The 16,945-nt window shown below is 36.7% G+C and carries 15 protein-coding genes; 7 read left to right on the top strand and 8 right to left on the bottom strand.

The window, feature by feature from the left end; genetic code table 11:
- Positions 1–19 precede the first annotated feature (19 nt).
- The 4 genes from C7H19_RS04740 to C7H19_RS04755 are packed head-to-tail and all read left to right on the top strand — an operon-like array spanning position 20 to position 4,702.
- Entirely contained in the window at positions 20–1,621 is a 1,602-nt protein-coding gene (locus C7H19_RS04740) for a hypothetical protein (RefSeq protein ID WP_106455746.1), read from the top strand.
- Between the two features lie 2 nt (positions 1,622–1,623).
- Positions 1,624–2,505: a glycosyltransferase gene (locus C7H19_RS04745; protein ID WP_106455747.1), complete on the top strand. Its 882-nt coding sequence runs from the start codon at positions 1,624–1,626 to the stop codon at positions 2,503–2,505.
- The gene (locus C7H19_RS04750) at positions 2,486–3,616 is read left to right on the top strand and encodes a glycosyltransferase family 4 protein (protein WP_106455748.1); all 1,131 of its coding nucleotides are present in this window, start codon (positions 2,486–2,488) and stop codon (positions 3,614–3,616) included. The genes C7H19_RS04745 and C7H19_RS04750 overlap by 20 nt, the downstream gene beginning before the upstream one ends.
- Positions 3,617–4,702 (top strand): glycosyltransferase family 4 protein, encoded by a 1,086-nt coding sequence (locus tag C7H19_RS04755; RefSeq protein WP_425428863.1) that lies wholly within the window; start codon positions 3,617–3,619, stop codon positions 4,700–4,702.
- Positions 4,703–4,745: 43 nt separating this feature from the next.
- Here C7H19_RS04755 and C7H19_RS04760 read toward each other — a convergent pair whose 3' ends face one another.
- Together C7H19_RS04760 and C7H19_RS04765 are read right to left on the bottom strand one after the other, a co-directional pair.
- Positions 4,746–5,342, bottom strand: coding sequence for a peroxiredoxin (locus C7H19_RS04760; protein WP_106455750.1), 597 nt, complete (start codon positions 5,340–5,342; stop codon positions 4,746–4,748).
- Between the two features lie 125 nt (positions 5,343–5,467).
- Positions 5,468–6,976: a site-2 protease family protein gene (locus C7H19_RS04765; RefSeq protein ID WP_106455751.1), complete on the bottom strand. Its 1,509-nt coding sequence runs from the start codon at positions 6,974–6,976 to the stop codon at positions 5,468–5,470.
- Positions 6,977–7,098: 122 nt separating this feature from the next.
- Here C7H19_RS04765 and C7H19_RS04770 point away from each other — a divergent pair, with 122 nt between their 5' ends.
- Positions 7,099–7,833, top strand: coding sequence for an MBL fold metallo-hydrolase (locus C7H19_RS04770; protein WP_106455752.1), 735 nt, complete (start codon positions 7,099–7,101; stop codon positions 7,831–7,833).
- Positions 7,834–7,923: 90 nt separating this feature from the next.
- Complete coding sequence (locus tag C7H19_RS04775) at positions 7,924–8,193, top strand: hypothetical protein (RefSeq protein WP_106455753.1); 270 nt, start codon at positions 7,924–7,926, stop codon at positions 8,191–8,193.
- Between the two features lie 123 nt (positions 8,194–8,316).
- Here C7H19_RS04775 and C7H19_RS04780 read toward each other — a convergent pair whose 3' ends face one another.
- Positions 8,317–9,543 (bottom strand): DUF1501 domain-containing protein, encoded by a 1,227-nt coding sequence (locus tag C7H19_RS04780; protein ID WP_106455754.1) that lies wholly within the window; start codon positions 9,541–9,543, stop codon positions 8,317–8,319.
- 26 nt (positions 9,544–9,569) lie between these two features.
- Positions 9,570–11,105 carry a DUF1800 domain-containing protein gene (locus tag C7H19_RS04785; RefSeq protein ID WP_106455755.1) on the bottom strand — a complete coding sequence of 512 codons (1,536 nt, stop codon included), beginning with the start codon at positions 11,103–11,105 and terminating at the stop codon, positions 9,570–9,572.
- 761 nt (positions 11,106–11,866) lie between these two features.
- Here C7H19_RS04785 and C7H19_RS04790 point away from each other — a divergent pair.
- Positions 11,867–14,344 (top strand): S8 family serine peptidase, encoded by a 2,478-nt coding sequence (locus C7H19_RS04790; RefSeq protein ID WP_106455756.1) that lies wholly within the window; start codon positions 11,867–11,869, stop codon positions 14,342–14,344.
- Here C7H19_RS04790 and C7H19_RS04795 read toward each other — a convergent pair.
- The 4 genes from C7H19_RS04795 to rpaB form a co-directional block, all read right to left on the bottom strand.
- Entirely contained in the window at positions 14,325–14,804 is a 480-nt protein-coding gene (locus C7H19_RS04795) for an acyl-CoA thioesterase (RefSeq protein WP_106455757.1), read from the bottom strand. The genes C7H19_RS04790 and C7H19_RS04795 overlap by 20 nt on opposite strands.
- A gap of 34 nt (positions 14,805–14,838) precedes the next feature.
- Entirely contained in the window at positions 14,839–15,423 is a 585-nt protein-coding gene (locus tag C7H19_RS04800) for a gamma-glutamylcyclotransferase (RefSeq protein WP_106455758.1), read from the bottom strand.
- Positions 15,424–15,541: 118 nt separating this feature from the next.
- Positions 15,542–16,189 carry a cofactor assembly of complex C subunit B gene (locus C7H19_RS04805; protein ID WP_106455759.1) on the bottom strand — a complete coding sequence of 216 codons (648 nt, stop codon included), beginning with the start codon at positions 16,187–16,189 and terminating at the stop codon, positions 15,542–15,544.
- Between the two features lie 4 nt (positions 16,190–16,193).
- The gene (rpaB, locus tag C7H19_RS04810) at positions 16,194–16,928 is read right to left on the bottom strand and encodes a response regulator transcription factor RpaB (protein WP_106455760.1); all 735 of its coding nucleotides are present in this window, start codon (positions 16,926–16,928) and stop codon (positions 16,194–16,196) included.
- Positions 16,929–16,945 lie beyond the last annotated feature (17 nt).

Below are 16,945 nucleotides of genomic sequence, written 5' to 3' on the forward strand. Positions count from 1 at the left end.
TAACCTAACTTTTACTTTTATGCAATTTCCTAGAATTAAAAATATTTCCCCTTTTCTCTTGTGGGGAATTGGTTACTTTGTTCTTGTGGGTTTGATTTCTGTTCATCTTGGACAAGATGTATCTTGGGACTTACGCAACTATCATTTTTATAACCCCTATATGTTACTCACAGGACGCTTTAAATATGATATTCTACCTGCACAAATTCAAACTTTCTTTAATCCTTTGATGGATGTTCCATTCTTTATTTCTATCTATTATTTAAAAATTCCTCCGATTATTTTTGGATTTTTCTGGGGTGGTTTACATGGTCTTAATCTTTTGCTGATTCATCAAATTGTTTATCATTCCATGCTTAATGTCAAAAACCTAACTCGGCATTTATTGAGTTGTTTTGCTGCCTTAACTGGTATATGGGGTGCGGCTTTTTATTCAGAAATTGGCACAGTAATAGGTGATAGTACAAGCAGTTTATTTGTTTTAACTTCTTTGTTAATCATAGTTTATCATTTAGCTAATTTTGGCAAAATAACCCTAAAAAATCTAATGATAGCTGGTTTGATTATGGGGTTAGGAGTAGGATTAAAATTAACGGTTGCACTATATGGAATTGCTTTAATTATATCTATTAATTTTATTCGCAATGATAAGACAGAAAAGTTATTAAATTTATGCTCTTTGATGAGTTCTATGTTTGCTGGTTTTCTCATCACTGCTGGTTATTGGATGATTCTGATGTGGATAAATTTTTCAAGTCCACTTTTTCCGTTTTTTAATAAAATATTTAAGTCTCCTTATATTTCTACAGAATTTAATTTAAAAGATGCTAGATTCTTGCCTCGTGATATTTGGCAAACTCTTTTTTATCCTTTTTATTTTACAAAAAAACAAACTTTAGTCGCTGAGTTAGAATTCCAAGATTCTCGTTTAGCAATTGCTTATATTTTTATAATTGCATTTATAATATTTTTATTGATTAAATTTATTCAAAAAATTAATCGAACTTCATATAATATTATCAATCCGTCGGTTCTTTTCCTGCTTGTTCCTTTTTATGTAATTTCTTATTTAATTTGGCTAAAAATGTTTTCAATTTACCGTTACTTACTTGTGTTGGAACTACTAACACCAGTTTTAGTAATTCTAATTCTTGGCTATATTTGTCCGTCTAGAAAAGTATTATTATTTTTATCAGCTATCCTATTTACAACTATGATTACAACTGCTAAACCTTTAGATTGGTGGCGAATTCCTTGGAAATCAAGCTATTTTGGTATTGAAACTAAAGCTTTAAAAAAGTATGAAAATAAAGTGATTGTGATGTGGGAAGGAAGTGAAGCAAGTGCTTTTGTCGTTCCCTATTTTCCCCCATCTACACGATTTGTTAGAATTTCGGGAAATTCAGGATTAGAAAAAGGTACACTAATGCAAAAAAAGGCAGAAAAAATTATTAAAAATACTCCTGAAAATCAACTTTATGTTTTAGATATTAGCCCTGATAAAATCAATCCTGAAGAGATGCAAAGTCAACAAAAGTATCAACTATTAGCATCACAAAATTGTCATAAATTATCTAATAATGTCGCTAACTATACAATTTGTCCTTTGCAAAAGTTATAATTATGGATTTAGTAAATCAATCTTTATATATTTTAATTGTCAATTATAATTCTAGTGGTTTAGTTTCTCGTTTAGTTGATTCAATTTTAGCTAACGAAAATCTACCCAAACAAATCATTATTGTTAATAATTCGCCCGAAGATAGAGAACTCGAAAAACTTGCCAGTCAGAAAATTATTATTTTACAATCTACCCTAAATTTGGGTTTTGGGAAAGCTTGTAATTTAGGATTAAATATGATTTATCATAATGAACCAAATAGTATTGTTTGGTTACTTAATCCCGATACATATTTACCATTAAATTCAATCAAAAAAGCTGAAGAATTTTTGATTCAATATCCAGAAATATCAATACTTGGTACAGAAGTTTACGAACCTGATGGTAATTTATGGTTTGGTTGGGGAAGTTTTACGAAAAAAGATGGTACTATTATTTCAGAAAAAGAATCTTTAGTTTATAACAATAATTCATATTTAAAGGTTGATTGGGTGACTGGATGTAGTTTAATAATTAACTTAAAAAAGTTTACAGAAATGCCTTATTTTGATCCAGATTATTTTCTTTATTATGAAGATGTCGATTTTTGCGATCGCTATGCAAATCAAGGTCATTTAGTCGTAATTACTAATCAGATTAAAGTAATTCACGAACCCTCATCTATTACTCTCCGCTACGGTTATCTTCAATTAATCCATAATATTTATAGTTATTTATTAATTCTCGAAAAACAAACTAATTCACTGATTTTATTAACTAGATTAATTCGGATGATTATTACTTCTATTATAATTTTGCCTTTTAATCCAAAATTTTCTCTAAGTAAACTACAAGGTATTTGGATGTATCTTAAAAAAAATCAATATGTTAAAAATATTAATTGATGCAACAGCATTAAGAGATAAACCTAGTGGTATTGGTTTATACATTTATCATTTAATTGAGGAATTATCAAAAATTCAGACTCAAAATAACTTTGAATTACAAATTGTCTATCAACCTTCTATCAAAAATTGGTTAAAGGTAAATTTATACCCATTTCAACCCTTACAAAAATACTCAAATCTTTACTGTTTACCTATTCCTGTGAGTCTATCTCACCTAATAGCAAATCATTCTAGTTTTATTTGTTCATATTTTGATCAATATCTTGATTCACCTAATTTAATACATGGTACAGATCATGTCGTATATCCTTGTCGTCATGCTTTAAAAGTAATGACTATTCATGATCTAACTTTTATTAAATATCCTAATTTTGTAAATTCACGAGTAAAAACATATACTCAGCGAGTCAAACAATGCTTAAAATGGACAGATTTAGTTCTCACTGTTTCCCAGAGTACCAAACTAGATATTATTCAATATCTTGGAGTAAAAGAAGAAAAAATATATGTTACACCCTTAGCAAGTCGTTATACTAAAGTTCCTCAGATTTCTCGTTCCATAGAACATCTAAAACCTTACATTCTTTTTGTTAGTACAATAGAACCTAGAAAAAATGTTACTAACTTAATCGTTGCTTTTAATTATCTTAAACAAACTCATAAAATAGAACACAAATTAGTACTCATTGGACAAAAAGGATGGGAATATACATCTATTTTTGCTGCAATTGAAAATTCATTCTACCAAAAAGATATTCACCATTTGGACTATTTATCAGATGATGAAGTTGCTTATTTCTATTCTCAAGCAGATGTTTTCGTATATCCTTCTATCTACGAGGGTTTTGGTTTACCTGTCTTAGAAGCGATGACTTTAGGTACACCTGTAATTACCTCAAATACATCTTCTTTACCAGAAATAGCGGGTGATGCAGCTATAAAAATCGATCCTGAAAATCTCATTCAAATTGCTGAGGCTATCTTAGAAGTTATCTCTAGTTCCCAACTTCGTCAAAGTCTAATTACAAAAGGAAAAGAAAGGGTAAAGTTATTTTCTTGGGAAAAAACGGCAAAACAAACGTTAAATGCTTATAAATCTATTTTATAAATTATGACAGAACATCCTTTTTTAATTAATTTATCCTATCTTTTCTCTCAACCTACAGGTTTAGCGACTTATGCAAATAATCTTTATCCTTATCTAAAGTCTCTTGATCCGACTTTATTAATATCTCAATCTGTACCTGATTTTAATTGCTATCCTGTACCTTCTGATATGACTCCAGCGCAAGGAACAAAAGGAAATATCAAGCGTTTACTTTGGACTCAGTTTCAACTCGCTAAAATCTATCAAACCACTCAAGCATCTTTACTCTTTTCACCAATTCCCGAAGCACCAATTTATACAGCTTGTCGTTATATTATCACGGTACATGATCTAATTCCTTTGCGTTTTCCTCAGCGCAAGTCTTTATTAACTTTGTATTTTAAATTCTCTTTTCCTCGTCTTTTAGCACAAGCAGAACACATTTTATGTAATTCTCAAGCGACAGCAGATGATCTAAAAAACTATTTTGGAATTTCGGCCTCTAAAATGACACCGACACTACTCGCTTATGATCAGAATCATTTTTATCCCTATCCTAATTCTGATCATTCTATTCCCTATTTCTTGTATATTGGTCGTCCTGATCCTCACAAAAATCTGTATCGTTTAATTACTGCTTTTGCGAATTTACCTAACTATCAAACTTATCAACTTTGGATCGCGGGTAAATCTGATCCACGTTATACACCGATTTTAAAACAACAAGTTAGCGAATTAGGCATCACTGAACAAGTCAAGTTTTTAGATTATGTGTCTTACGATGCGTTACCCAAGTTACTAAATAATGCGTTGGCGCTGGTTTTCCCGTCTTTGTGGGAAGGGTTCGGACTCCCTGTACTTGAAGCGATGGCCTGCGGTACACCCGTTATTACGTCAAATCTTTCCTCTTTAAGCGAAGTTTCTGGGAATGCAGCGTTACTCATTAATCCTTATCAGACTACGGAAATTACGGACGCGATGAATCAAATTGCTACAGATGAAAAAGTTCGATCGCAACTCCAAACTTTCGGTTTACAACGTGCTAAACAATTTAGTTGGTCAAAAACCGCGCAAGAAACTATAGAAGTTCTCAGCCGATATTTGTAAAAAATAAGGTGGAACATAATTTGCCCACCTTATCTGTAACATCCTATACCGAAGCGAAATAAACTTTCGACTTCACTGGGTCAGGTGTCATGGTTTTGTCACCTTCTTGCCAACCCGCCGGACAAACTTCATCGGGGTGAGATTGGACGTATTGCAATGCTTTAAGTGTCCGTAGAGTTTCATCTACACTACGACCAAAGGATAAGTTATTGATGGTAGCGTGTTGGATAACTCCTTCTTTGTCGATGATAAAGAGTCCGCGTAAAGCAACACCCGCATCTGGATCTAAGACATTATAAGCGGTACTAATTTCTTTTTTGAGATCTGATACTAGAGGATAAGTGATATCACCGATCCCACCATTCTTACGATCGGTTTGTATCCAAGCAAGATGAGAAAATTCACTATCTACAGAAACCCCTAAAACTTCTGTATTTAGTTTGGTAAACTCTTCATAGCGATCGCTAAATGCAATAATCTCTGTGGGGCAGACAAAGGTAAAATCTAGGGGATAAAAGAATAAAACGACATATTTGCCACGATAGTCAGTTAATTTTGTGGTTTTGAATTCCTGATCGACTACTGCTGTTGCGGTAAAATCAGGGGCAAGCTGACCCACTCGTAAGCATCCTTCACTCATTGCTGCAACTCTCCTTGTTGATCGAGCAGAAGTATAATTTTTAAGTTCTGTTACAACTATATCATACTCATAACGATTTTGAGTAGCTAACTGTAGAGACGATCTATGGCGCGTCTGGCACAAGGTTAAATATTTAATAATCCAGCGATTACCCCAGGCAGAGGCAGTAAAATAAACAATAATAAAGCAAGAGACACCAAACCGATAAAATCCCGTTTATTATCGAGTTCTGTAACGTCATTCAAGGCGGGTTGAGCATTCACTGGCATCAATAATAAAAGAATTGCCCAAAGCAAGAAATCGGGTTGAATAACAGCCAAAACAAGCATTAGAATACGAGTCAACTGGCCAACCATCAGCGCGGTTTTTTGCCCAAACATTGCATGAATCATATTACCGCCATCGAGTTGACCGACAGGCATAAGGTTTAAAGCAGTTACAATTAATCCAACATAGCCAGCCACAGCAAGCGGGTGTAAATGTATCGCCAGACCAGATTCTAAGCTACTTCCCATCGCAAATTTGGCAATAAGGGCTAAAAGGAAGGAAAATCGCGGATTTAATGATTCAAAATTCAGTAGACTGGAAACTTTTGGATCAATAGGAACCGTATCAGATAAAGTTAATCCCCAAAATAGTAGCGGAATCGTTACAAGAACACCACCCCAAGGACCAGAAATCGCCACATCAAAGAGGGCTTTACGATGAGGAACTGGAGAACGCAGACTAATAAAAGCCCCAAAAGTCCCTAAGAAAAAAGGAATCGGAATAAAATAAGGTAAAGTAGCGCGAATATTGTAACGAACCGTAGTGAGATAATGACTCAGTTCGTGTATCCCTAAAACTGTAATAATACCAAGACTGTAGGGAAGACCTCGTATAAGTAAGCTAGAATTAGCCTGTAATTGTTCAGCCGTTACGCCACTTAATTCGCTTCCGATGACTGTGGTGGTAAATAGAGTAATTAGGAGTAAACCTAACGCTAAGAACGGACGTGTTAACTTTTCTTTCTCTAAATCTTGATTTTCGTTTTTTGCCCAAGGATTAGAGACTAGGGCGAAAAAGGGTTGACCTTGTAAACTTTCTTGAAAGAGAACTAAAAAGCGATCGCCAAATTCTTTTTCAACATTTCCCTTAACTGTATTGTAAGCATCTTCAGGAACAGCGCGTAATTTTCCCCGACAGAGAATCGCTTGAGGACGATAATCAATATGTTGTAGATAATAAACACCCCAAGGAAAACAATCTCGTAAAACCTTTTCTTCTGTGGCTGTAATGGGACGAATATTAGAATCAGATTCAGATAATGGATTCGCTTCAGGATTCAAATTAATGTTATTGTCAGATAGAGTCGCTTGTAGTGGAACTTGTTGACTTTTCTCGTTTTGGGGTCGTCCGACTTGAATTAACCACCAATACAAGAGAGGACATAAGACAAATGGCCCAATTAACAGAAGTGGCGGAATAGGTTTATCCTCGCCATAGACAAGCCACCAGACACTCCAAATAATCGCTGGTGCCATCATCACTAACCAAATCAACCCAAGGGGTGTTTTAGTCATGTTGGCGACACTACGCTTCAGAATAATGTATGTGAAGATTCCTAATACGGCTAGGAGTAACCAAATTTCCATAACTAAAGCCTAATTTCCATCAAAATGTTTTTAAATAAAAAAATGTTTAACAATATTGCTACCTTTAAGCATAAATTCTTCACTCTCCCCTATAATTTCTGACTTTGATTTAATTACCCCTTATGTCATCTAATTTAGATCAGCATCTTTCAAATGATTCCCCTTCTCCATTGTCCGAAATTTCTGTCTCAACGTCTAGGCTAGAAAAAAAGCCACGACAACTTTTAGACGGATTATTCGCTTTTCCCCCAAACCGAGAGACACTCGGCGGGACTTCTTATCTTATTGTAGAAAATGGCGGTAACATCTTGCTGGATGCTCCTGCATTCCTTGAAGTCAATCAACGTTTTTTACAAGAAATAGGAGTCCGTTGGTGGTTTTTCACTCATCGTGGTAATCATGGAAAATCAGTTAAAGCCTTACAATCTGCTCTAAATTGCGAGATTTTAGTACAAGAACAAGAAGCTTATCTTTTACCCGAAATACCCGTTACTCCTTTTCGCCAAGAAATTATTTTATCTCCCGATTGTTATGGTTTCTGGACATCAGGCCATTCTCCAGGTTCAGCTTGTTTATACTGGAAAAGACATCAGGGTGTTTTATTTTCAGGACGACATCTGATGCCAAATCAACAAGGTGAACCAATGCCACTGAGAACCGCTAAAACTTTTCATTGGCCTAGACAATTAAGAAATGTAAAGAAAATTAGCGATCGTTTTTCAAATGATTCCTTATCTTATTTGTGTCCTGGGGCAAATACTGGCTTTTTACGAGGTAAAGGGTTGATTGAACAACCATTACAGTATATTTGTACCTTAGACTTAGATTTACTCAGTCACGCGCCTGCAATCTTCTAGCATAACTATACCATTTTATATATAAATTTTGATAAAATGTAATATGAGATCATCTTATATTTTATATCGTTAGCTGGAGAGCAAGCACACATGGCCGGTTTTTTTGGTTTATTCGGAAGCAAAACAAAATATGTAGACGAACCTACCCCAGACGATGACCAGTCTCAGAACACAGAATCATTTTATTTAAGTGATGATGATGCTAAAAGTTTGGGTAAATCGATCAAGAAAAAAGACACAAATAAAAGTGTTAATTCTCAAACGAGTTCGCCCCAGTCTCCAACTGTCAAGAAAAATCCTTCTGTTGATAGCAATATGGATATGTTCCGCAAGATGGCCAAAGACATTAAGAAAAAGTAGTTTATCTTGACAAAATAACCAATATGTGCTAAGTAAAATTAGATTTAATCGTAGGGGTTTGGTCTCCAAACCCTCTTTTTTCCGCTCCTAAAAAAACCCCTAACTCTACATCAATCGTAGTTCCTAAATTAAGTTGATTCGCTGTTTAGGCGAGTAATTTGGAAAAACTTGAGCAAGTTTACTATCTTCTAGACCTAAGTGTCGTTCTAGAACAGTCGTCACAACATCTCGAAAATCGGTTGTTACAGGCAAATCTCGCCCTTGATATAACTGACTATTGTCTAAACCCGTCCATTGCCCGTAGACTTTGCCGCCCTTAGTTGTACCGCCCAAAACCCACATAACATTACCATGTCCATGATCCGTGCCACCGTTACCATTTTCTTGGACAGTGCGCCCAAATTCTGACATGACGAGAATTGTCGTATTTTGATAGACTGCACCAAGAGACTTTTGTAGGGTAGCCAATCCTTGTCCAAGTGCTTGAAGATTACGTGCTAACTGTCCTTGAGTACTGCCTTGATTGACATGAGTATCCCATCCCCCAAGCGCCATAAACACTAGCTGTACTCTGGGATCTTTAACCATAACATTAGCGACTCGTTGAGCATCGCTAACGAATCCGTTGGGCAAAGGTGCACCATTATTAGCCATTTTCATCTCGTTGTCTAAATCTTGCTGAAGTGCTTGTCGTGCGGCTCTGCCCTCTTGGTAAACACGACTTAATGTATCATTGTTGCTGTAAAGGCGATCAAAAGCAGCGCCAATCTGAGGTCGATCTAACAACAAAGTTCTAGTAGCATTTTTACCTGATGCAATGGTAGCAACCGACATTTTGCCAGAGAAAATGCGTGGTATGGTGGAGCCAACACTAACCCCTTGAATGGGCGTATGTCCAGATAAGTTTTCTAAAAGACGATTCATCCAGCCATCGGAAGTCCGTTTAACGCCTGGTGTACCACTTTCCATATAGTCTTGAGCATCAAAGTGAGAGCGAGTTTCATTAGTAGAACCGCAAGCGTGAACAAATGCTAAACTTTTTTGTTGCCAAAGTGGTAACAACGGTGCTAAAGCAGGGTGTAAGCCAAATTGACCATCTAAGTTGAGCGCTCCATTTTCTTGATCTGGTTGGGGGATAGCGATCGAGCGGCGAGCTTCGTAATAGGCGGCTTCTTGATAGGGAACAACAACGTTTAACCCGTCAACTGCTCCTCGCAAAAAAATTACAATCAGTCGTTTAGGATTATTGCTACTCGCAGTGGCAGGAGTTAGCCAATAATGGGTACTTAATGTAGCGATCGCCGAAGCCGAAAAGTAACCAGCCCTAATTAAAAATCGTCGTCTGTCCATATTAATTTTTTCCTTCAATGGGTGTACTATCTAAACATAAATTCAGGACTTCCTAAAATCAGCGCGGCTCGAAGTTGCTCAGGACTTTTCGTAATTGCCTGTTGTGTTGTAGGCGAGAAACGATTACCTAAAGTAATCATTAATTGATTTGCATCCACAGGTTTGTAGGATTGAATGGCTGGTTTAGTATCTTGAGTAAGCGGAATACTTCCATTTGCGATCGCTGTCGCCAGGCTAATACGGCGAGTCATTGCATCAGGGCTTAACCAAGCTTGTTGAGTATTTTTGTATCCATCTGGTGTGAGACAGCCATACAGAGGCATTCCTAATTGTTCCAACATACCAGCGATCGGACGAGTATTGCTGACTTGGGCGCCAGTTGCGCGTACCGAAGAAATCAAGAACTGGTAAGGCGTTTTAAACTTAGAATTGTAGGTTTGAGTATCCCAAAACTCTGGACTATCAAAGAGCGTCTCTAACACGGCTCTAATGTCGCCATCGGTTGCCAAAAACTTTTGACTTAAACGGTTCACTAACGCGGAGGACGGTTCATCAGCGACAAAATACTGTGCTAGTTTGTAACTGATGTGTCGTGCTGTTGCAGGGCTGCGAACCAAAATATCGATCGCTTGTTTTCCTTCAGCTTCTCCAGTACCTTTGATCACTTGACCAAAGAAGGTCTTATCACTAAAATCATGACGTTTGCCATCAAAATAAAAAGTGTAATTGTAATTGTTTGGTCCCTGTGGCTCAATTCGCCTAAATCCCCATCCCGTCAGTATTTTCGCCAGCGTTGTCACATCTTGTTGAGTATAACCGCCATTGACACCCAACGTATGTAGTTCCATCAATTCACGAGCATAGTTTTCATTTAAGCCATTAAACTGTCCCTTTGCACCTGGACTCTCTGGAGCCGTATTCCGCCAATTATCTAGATAAAACAACATAGCTGGATGACGAGCCGTTGCTGTTACCAAATCTCGAAAGTTTCCTAAAACATAAGGTCGAATTGCCTGTTCTTCGTAAGATCCCACCCATACTCGCACGATTCTCTTACCTGAATACACATTAAAATGGTTGTACCAAAAATCCACCATCACTTCTTGTAACTGACGCGGACTGTTGATCGCTCGTAACAAGCGTGCTTGTTGCGCTTGCTGTAAAATCTGTTGTGTTTTCTGGCGTGCTACTTTCATAGCTTCTGGGCTTGGTTTTTGTCTGCCTTGGTTCCGACCGAGGTTATATTGCTGCGCTAATTGATCTGGGGTTAACTGTAGTGTTTCGAGTTTAGCAAGCTGATCGGTCAGCTTTCGCGGCTCAGAAAGTTTATTAGGTGATAGCTGCTCTTGAATATAGCGATCAACGCCTATCTTTTCTACGCGATTTACTTCTTCTGGACGCGCTCCAAAGCTTAGACGATTGAGCAAATGCAATACTTTAGGATCGGCGGGTGTAGCTGCAAAAACCGGACTAAGCCACCCCAGCCACAGCACTAAAGACAGAGCCCAAATTTTTGATTTGGTATTTTTAGCAGTTTCTCTAGGTGATTTTAAGCAGAACATATTTGCTATCGCTCTATAGAGATTGTGTCATTTCTTTTTTAGGGTAACAACATTTTTGTTAACTCGCCCTACTGCTTCAGAGCGCTCATCAAATTACGCATCAACTCTTAAACTGTCTCTGCATATGGTTCGTGAATCATAAACCTTCACTCACAGCAAGAAAAGTTAAATTAATTGCAATAGCCTCTAACAAGTATTTATAACTATTTTTTCAATAATTTGAAAATTAAAGGATGAACAGACTCAGAAAATAAAAGCTTTTTAGCTCAGTGATGATACTAAAAGTAGAGTGTTAATAGTTATAAGACAAGTCCGCGATCGGCTCCATTATTGATAGCCGTATGGTTATTATCTGCAAAATAAATCAAAAAAATCAGAAATAGTAGAGAAGCTATCTTCTCTCGTTACAATTTGTAGCAAGATTTAAAAAAAGTAATATTTTTTTTAGACCTTTTTGGTGATTGTAAACAGTCTTCATTTGTGATCCTCGTCACTTCTAAGTAAATTTACTGTTTTTTCTCAAATCAATAATTGTCTCTAAGTCAAAAACTCATGTATTTTTTAAAACCTTACCTTATATGGGTTACACAAATATTTTTTTCTATTTTTAAATATTAAAATTTAAATCTTTTTAAAATCTTTATAAAAAACTTTGTATTTAAAGCATTTTTCATAAAAGTTTACTCGTTAAAATACTGTGGTCTTATCGCTTTTTAGGGTTATAACATATATAGAAGGTTGGATTGTTGAGGGTAGTAGTTATGTTTACTGAGATAATGGAAAATACATCCCAGATTTTGGGTAATTTTATACCTTTAGATAGAGGAAATTCTTTAATAGATCCGTTATTCCACAGAGAACTAGCGTTAAACTCAGAGCCTTTAACAACACTCGATTTAGATAGATTTACTGATGTAGCTAAAGTTGAATCTCAACCAAATGATCATTATGATTCTTTAATCGGAGTGCCTCAAACAAGTTCAATTAGCGGGTTATTGCCAGATTTAGTAATAGAAAGTATATCGGGAGTAACATCCGCAAGCTTGGGGCAATATCTAAATTTCTCATACAATATAAATAACAAAGGAAATGCCGCAGCAAGCACCAGCGTCACAAGATTTTATCTATCTCAAGATACACTTTTAGATAATACTGATTCTTATTTGGGTATGGACTCGGTTACGTCTTTAGATGCCAAAATAAGTCGGACTGAATCAGCTTCAATTTATTTGAATAATAATATTAGTGCTGGCACATACAACTTATTAGCACTGGCAGATGGCTATAATTATGTATCTGAAGCTAACGAAACCAACAATATCACTACTCAAATTCTACAAGTTACCTCTACTCCCCAACCTGACTTAGTAATTAAATCTTTATCTATTCCTGCACAATTAGCGATCGCATCTTCACTTAACTTCAGCTATAGTATACAAAACATAGGCAATAATAACGCCGATGCAAGCATCAGCAAATTTTATCTTTCTTCCAATTTAACCTTAGACAGTTCGGATCTTTATCTAGCTGCCGACTCCGTTAATACAATAGAAGCAGGAGTAACTAAAGTAGAAACCGCAAACATCTACCTCAATGATTCTCTTGAAATTGGAACATACTATTTACTTGCACAAGCTGACAGTCTTGCATCAGTCACAGAAAGCAATGAAAATAACAACCTATTTTATCAAACCTTAGAATTAACTCACGCGCCTAAACCTGATTTATTAATCAGTAGTTTTTCTCTCCAGACAACGGATGTGAGCGATAATACACTCAACTTTAGTTATACAGTAAAAAACGCGGGAAATCGTCAAGCAGGGACAAACTCTACTAAATTTTATATTTCTAATAACACCACCCTAGATCAATCTGATATTTATATCAACTCAGAATTTGTAACAGATATTGAAGCATTAAGCACGAGAAATAGATCGATGTCGCTTCAACTCAGCAATAATCTAAATTCAGGTACATATTACTTATTCGCCGTTAGTGATGCTGATAATTGCATTATAGAAAGCGATGAGACTAATAATATATCCTATCAAACGATTACCATTACAAATCCAAATAGTGTTTATAGTAGTTCGACTGGATACGGTTTAGTCAACGCATCAGCAGCATTAGCAAAAGTTTTAGGGAACAATGTTTCTGATGTACCGAACTTAGGAGGTAAAGAATGGGATAGCGACTTAATGAATGTTCCCGAAGTGTGGGCAAAAGGATATACGGGTAAAAATATTATTGTTGCAGTACTAGATACAGGTGTAGCTCGATTTCATCCTGATTTAAAGAAAAATATTTGGTCTAATAAAAACGAAATTGTCAATAATGGGATTGATGATGATGGAAACGGTTATATTGATGATGACTATGGTTGGAACTTTATTAATCAAACCAACAATACATTAGATATTCATGGTCATGGTACACATATTGCGGGAACAATTGCAGGTGTAAAAAATCAAATAGGCGTGACAGGGGTTGCTTACAATTCTCAAATTATGCCAGTGAAAGTTCTAGATAATCAAGGAAATGGTAATTGGACATCGATCGCTAATGGGATTCGCTATGCTGTTGATAATGGTGCAAGAGTGATTAATATTAGCTTAGGAGGGTTTGCAGGGAGTAGCGAACTGCAAAACGCGATACAATATGCAAGTAATCACAATGCAGTCGTTGTGATGGCGGCTGGAAATTCTGGAGCATCTACCCCACAATATCCTGCAGCTTATGCTCAAAATTGGGGATTAGCCGTAGGAAGTATCGATAAATATAAAAACTTTGCATCTTGGTCAAATCGTGCGGGAAATAATGCAAATATGGCTTATCTGACTGCACCAGGAACCGATATTTATTCGACTTTACCTAATAAACAATATGGTTCTTTAAGTGGTACTTCGATGGCAGCTTCTCAAATTTCTGGTGTCGTCGCTTTATTACTCAGTGCTGATAATAGCTTAACTGATAGCCAAATTCGTCAGATTCTCACATCAACCTCTGGTAATAATAATCTGTCTAATCAAACCTCTACCCAATCAACTTTAAGCCAGACTACCTCAACTTACATCAAAGAAATTAACCTCTCTGAAACCCTTAAAATAAGCACTTTAAAGCAAGAAACATTAATATCTGAAAATTTAGATTTATTAACAACCAATACCATTCAACAACGATATCGTCAATCAACTGAAATGACTTTATGTGAACTTAATTTTATGAGCGCACTAATTTAACTAAAATATTTTTAACCGATGGCGGTAGTTGTCGTAATATTTTCCCTTTTTCTCGATCAATGGCCACTAGGGTCACTCTAGCTGTAACATACAATTGTTGCTCATCTGGTGATTGTATTTTATAGTCCCAGTTAAGTCGAACACCTGTAATCTCATCCATACGAGCTTTGAGAATCGCTTCTTCTCCTAAGCGTAACGCACGATGATAACGAATCGATAGATCAACCACTGGTAAATCACAACCTAAGTTTACTAAATCCGCAAAATTAATCCCAATTGTCTGTAAATATTCGACTCTTGCAGCTTCCATCCAAGTTAAATATGTACCATGCCACACCACCCCAGCATAATCAGTATGATGAGGATAAACTTTAATGGGATACTCAAACCATTTTTCCGTTGTTGCATTAATTCCCGCATCAAGAGCAAGAACGTTAGTCGGTGGAAGTTTAGGAGACATATACAAAGTATGGATAATAATTACAAACTATCACTTAAACAGATAGCTTGTCTACACTCAACTGTTGTTCTTGCAGACGATACATATGATTGAATAATTGCCAGCAATATTCTTCTGATAATCCACAAGTTACCGCCCCTCGCATCACTACATTAAAATACCAATCATTGGGGGCTAATTCTTCTTTAAGTTTTTCCACTACAACATAAGTTCGGACATTTGTATAAATTTGATGATGACAAGCAACCTCGATAAACTCCTGACGATAGCCATTATGAGGCACTTCTTCACGAGTGTCTAGGCGATCGCTAAATCGGCACGGTAAATGATATAATACGCCCTCAACGCTCCTCGTGGCATCAGGTACTATATCTAATGCGCCACAGTTACGACGCAAGGAACGGCGAAAAAACCCTAACCGATAACCTTTTAGAATCGCTTTCCCGACAACATAGGAATAGACATTCTCACCTACAGTTCGTTTTAAATCCACTGGACACATACAAGAACCGTAAGCAAAATAGTAGAAACTAGGCTCACAGGGTGTCACTTGTTGCCAGTGACGCTTTAGGTGGTGAGACTGTAAATCTGTGATTTGATGTTCAAACTCCAGGTTCATGTTTACTAATCGTTTTGAGGTTCGGCTTGATGACTTAACTTAATATTAATCTTATATTTGGTCAACGACGCGCTAAACTTAAAATCCTTTAATCGGGCTAATTACTTTTAATCTTAAATCAAGAAAAAGCCGATCGCAGTGTTACCGCTAACTTATCGGCGATCGCTTCGATCCAGTTTTCATCCTGTTTTGTATAACTACGCGGAGCATTCGCACCCAAAATTAATACGCCATCTTTTCCAATAGGTTGACAAATTACGCCTTGTGTGTTATTGGGCAAATAATCAAATTCAATGTTTCCGGGATATAGTTTTAAATTGACTAAATAAACAGGTTTTTGGGTGTCTAGGACTCTTTGGACAATCTTCCCTAGTTGAACCTCTTTTTTAGTGCCTAAAATGCCGCGTCTGAGTAAAACTTTTCCTTGATAGTAAACCACCAAAGTTTTAGTAACCGTATTCGTCAATAAAATATGAGATGCCCAAGCAAGTTCAGTTTGAATCGTTTCGGGCAAATCTTCTAATAACTCCATTCCCGATTCACCACTTAAAACAACCGCATCAGGTAAACGGGGCTGAATTTGTTGCCACAATAAACCGATCAAAATCAAAACACCACTTAAAATCACCCCCAACACATCGGAACGGGCTTGAGAAGGCAATAACTGTTCTGTACTGAAACGATTGATCAGTAATAGTAAGCCTCCCAAACCTCCAGCAAACAGGGGTAATAATCTTATAATGCGATTGGGATCAGATGAAGCCATGAAACTAATCTTTCTCTTCCCCTGGTTCTAAGATACGCTGAAAAAGATAACCTGTTCCACGAGCCGTAATAATCAATTCTGGATTACTGGGATCGTCTTCTAATTTAGCTCTAAGTCTAGAAATATGAACATCAACTACTCTAGTATCCACATGACGTTCTGGAGTATAACCCCAAACTTCCTGTAAAATCTCCGATCTAGAAAACGGTTCACCCGATCTACTAACTAAAAGTTCTAAGAGACTAAATTCCATTCCTGTAAGTCTGATGCGTTCGTCTCCTTTATAAACTTGTCTTTTATTGGTATCTATTTTAATCGAGCCAACCGTAATTACCCCAGAACTGGGAATACCTGGGGCACCATTTTTCTCGACTCGTCGCAAAACCGATCGTATTCGCGCTTCGAGTTCTTTTGGCGAAAAGGGTTTAACCACATAATCATCGGCACCCAATTCTAAGCCAGTAATCCGATCCGCAACATCTCCCAAAGCCGTTAACATAATAATGGGGATATCTGATTCCTTGCGAAGTTCTTGACAAACCCCGTAACCATCTAGCTTGGGCATCATGACATCGAGAACCACTAAATCGGGATTGGTATCGCGGAAGGTATCTAATGCCTCCTCACCATCAGCCGCCGTTACAACATCATAGCCAATCATTGAGAGACGGGTTTCTAAGATGCGTCGGATGCTTGCTTCGTCATCTACTACGAGGATTTTTTCTTTGTGAGCTTCCAAGTTACTCAACACTCCTT

It is taken from the genome of Aphanothece hegewaldii CCALA 016 (assembly GCF_003007785.1).
Classification (GTDB): Bacteria; Cyanobacteriota; Cyanobacteriia; order Cyanobacteriales; family Microcystaceae; genus Chroococcus; species Chroococcus hegewaldii.

Bases quoted from the DNA above. Each gene is read 5' to 3' on its own strand.
- C7H19_RS04740 (WP_106455746.1), top strand. From the start codon at position 20: ATGCAATTTCCTAGAATTAAAAATATTTCCCCTTTTCTCTTGTGGGGA.
- C7H19_RS04745 (WP_106455747.1), top strand. From the start codon at position 1,624: ATGGATTTAGTAAATCAATCTTTATATATTTTAATTGTCAATTATAAT.
- C7H19_RS04750 (WP_106455748.1), top strand. From the start codon at position 2,486: ATGTTAAAAATATTAATTGATGCAACAGCATTAAGAGATAAACCTAGT.
- C7H19_RS04760 (WP_106455750.1), bottom strand. From the start codon at position 5,342: ATGAGTGAAGGATGCTTACGAGTGGGTCAGCTTGCCCCTGATTTTACC.
- C7H19_RS04765 (WP_106455751.1), bottom strand. From the start codon at position 6,976: ATGGAAATTTGGTTACTCCTAGCCGTATTAGGAATCTTCACATACATT.
- C7H19_RS04770 (WP_106455752.1), top strand. From the start codon at position 7,099: ATGTCATCTAATTTAGATCAGCATCTTTCAAATGATTCCCCTTCTCCA.
- C7H19_RS04775 (WP_106455753.1), top strand. From the start codon at position 7,924: ATGGCCGGTTTTTTTGGTTTATTCGGAAGCAAAACAAAATATGTAGAC.
- C7H19_RS04780 (WP_106455754.1), bottom strand. From the start codon at position 9,543: ATGGACAGACGACGATTTTTAATTAGGGCTGGTTACTTTTCGGCTTCG.
- C7H19_RS04785 (WP_106455755.1), bottom strand. From the start codon at position 11,105: ATGTTCTGCTTAAAATCACCTAGAGAAACTGCTAAAAATACCAAATCA.
- C7H19_RS04790 (WP_106455756.1), top strand. From the start codon at position 11,867: ATGTTTACTGAGATAATGGAAAATACATCCCAGATTTTGGGTAATTTT.
- C7H19_RS04795 (WP_106455757.1), bottom strand. From the start codon at position 14,804: ATGTCTCCTAAACTTCCACCGACTAACGTTCTTGCTCTTGATGCGGGA.
- C7H19_RS04800 (WP_106455758.1), bottom strand. From the start codon at position 15,423: ATGAACCTGGAGTTTGAACATCAAATCACAGATTTACAGTCTCACCAC.
- C7H19_RS04805 (WP_106455759.1), bottom strand. From the start codon at position 16,189: ATGGCTTCATCTGATCCCAATCGCATTATAAGATTATTACCCCTGTTT.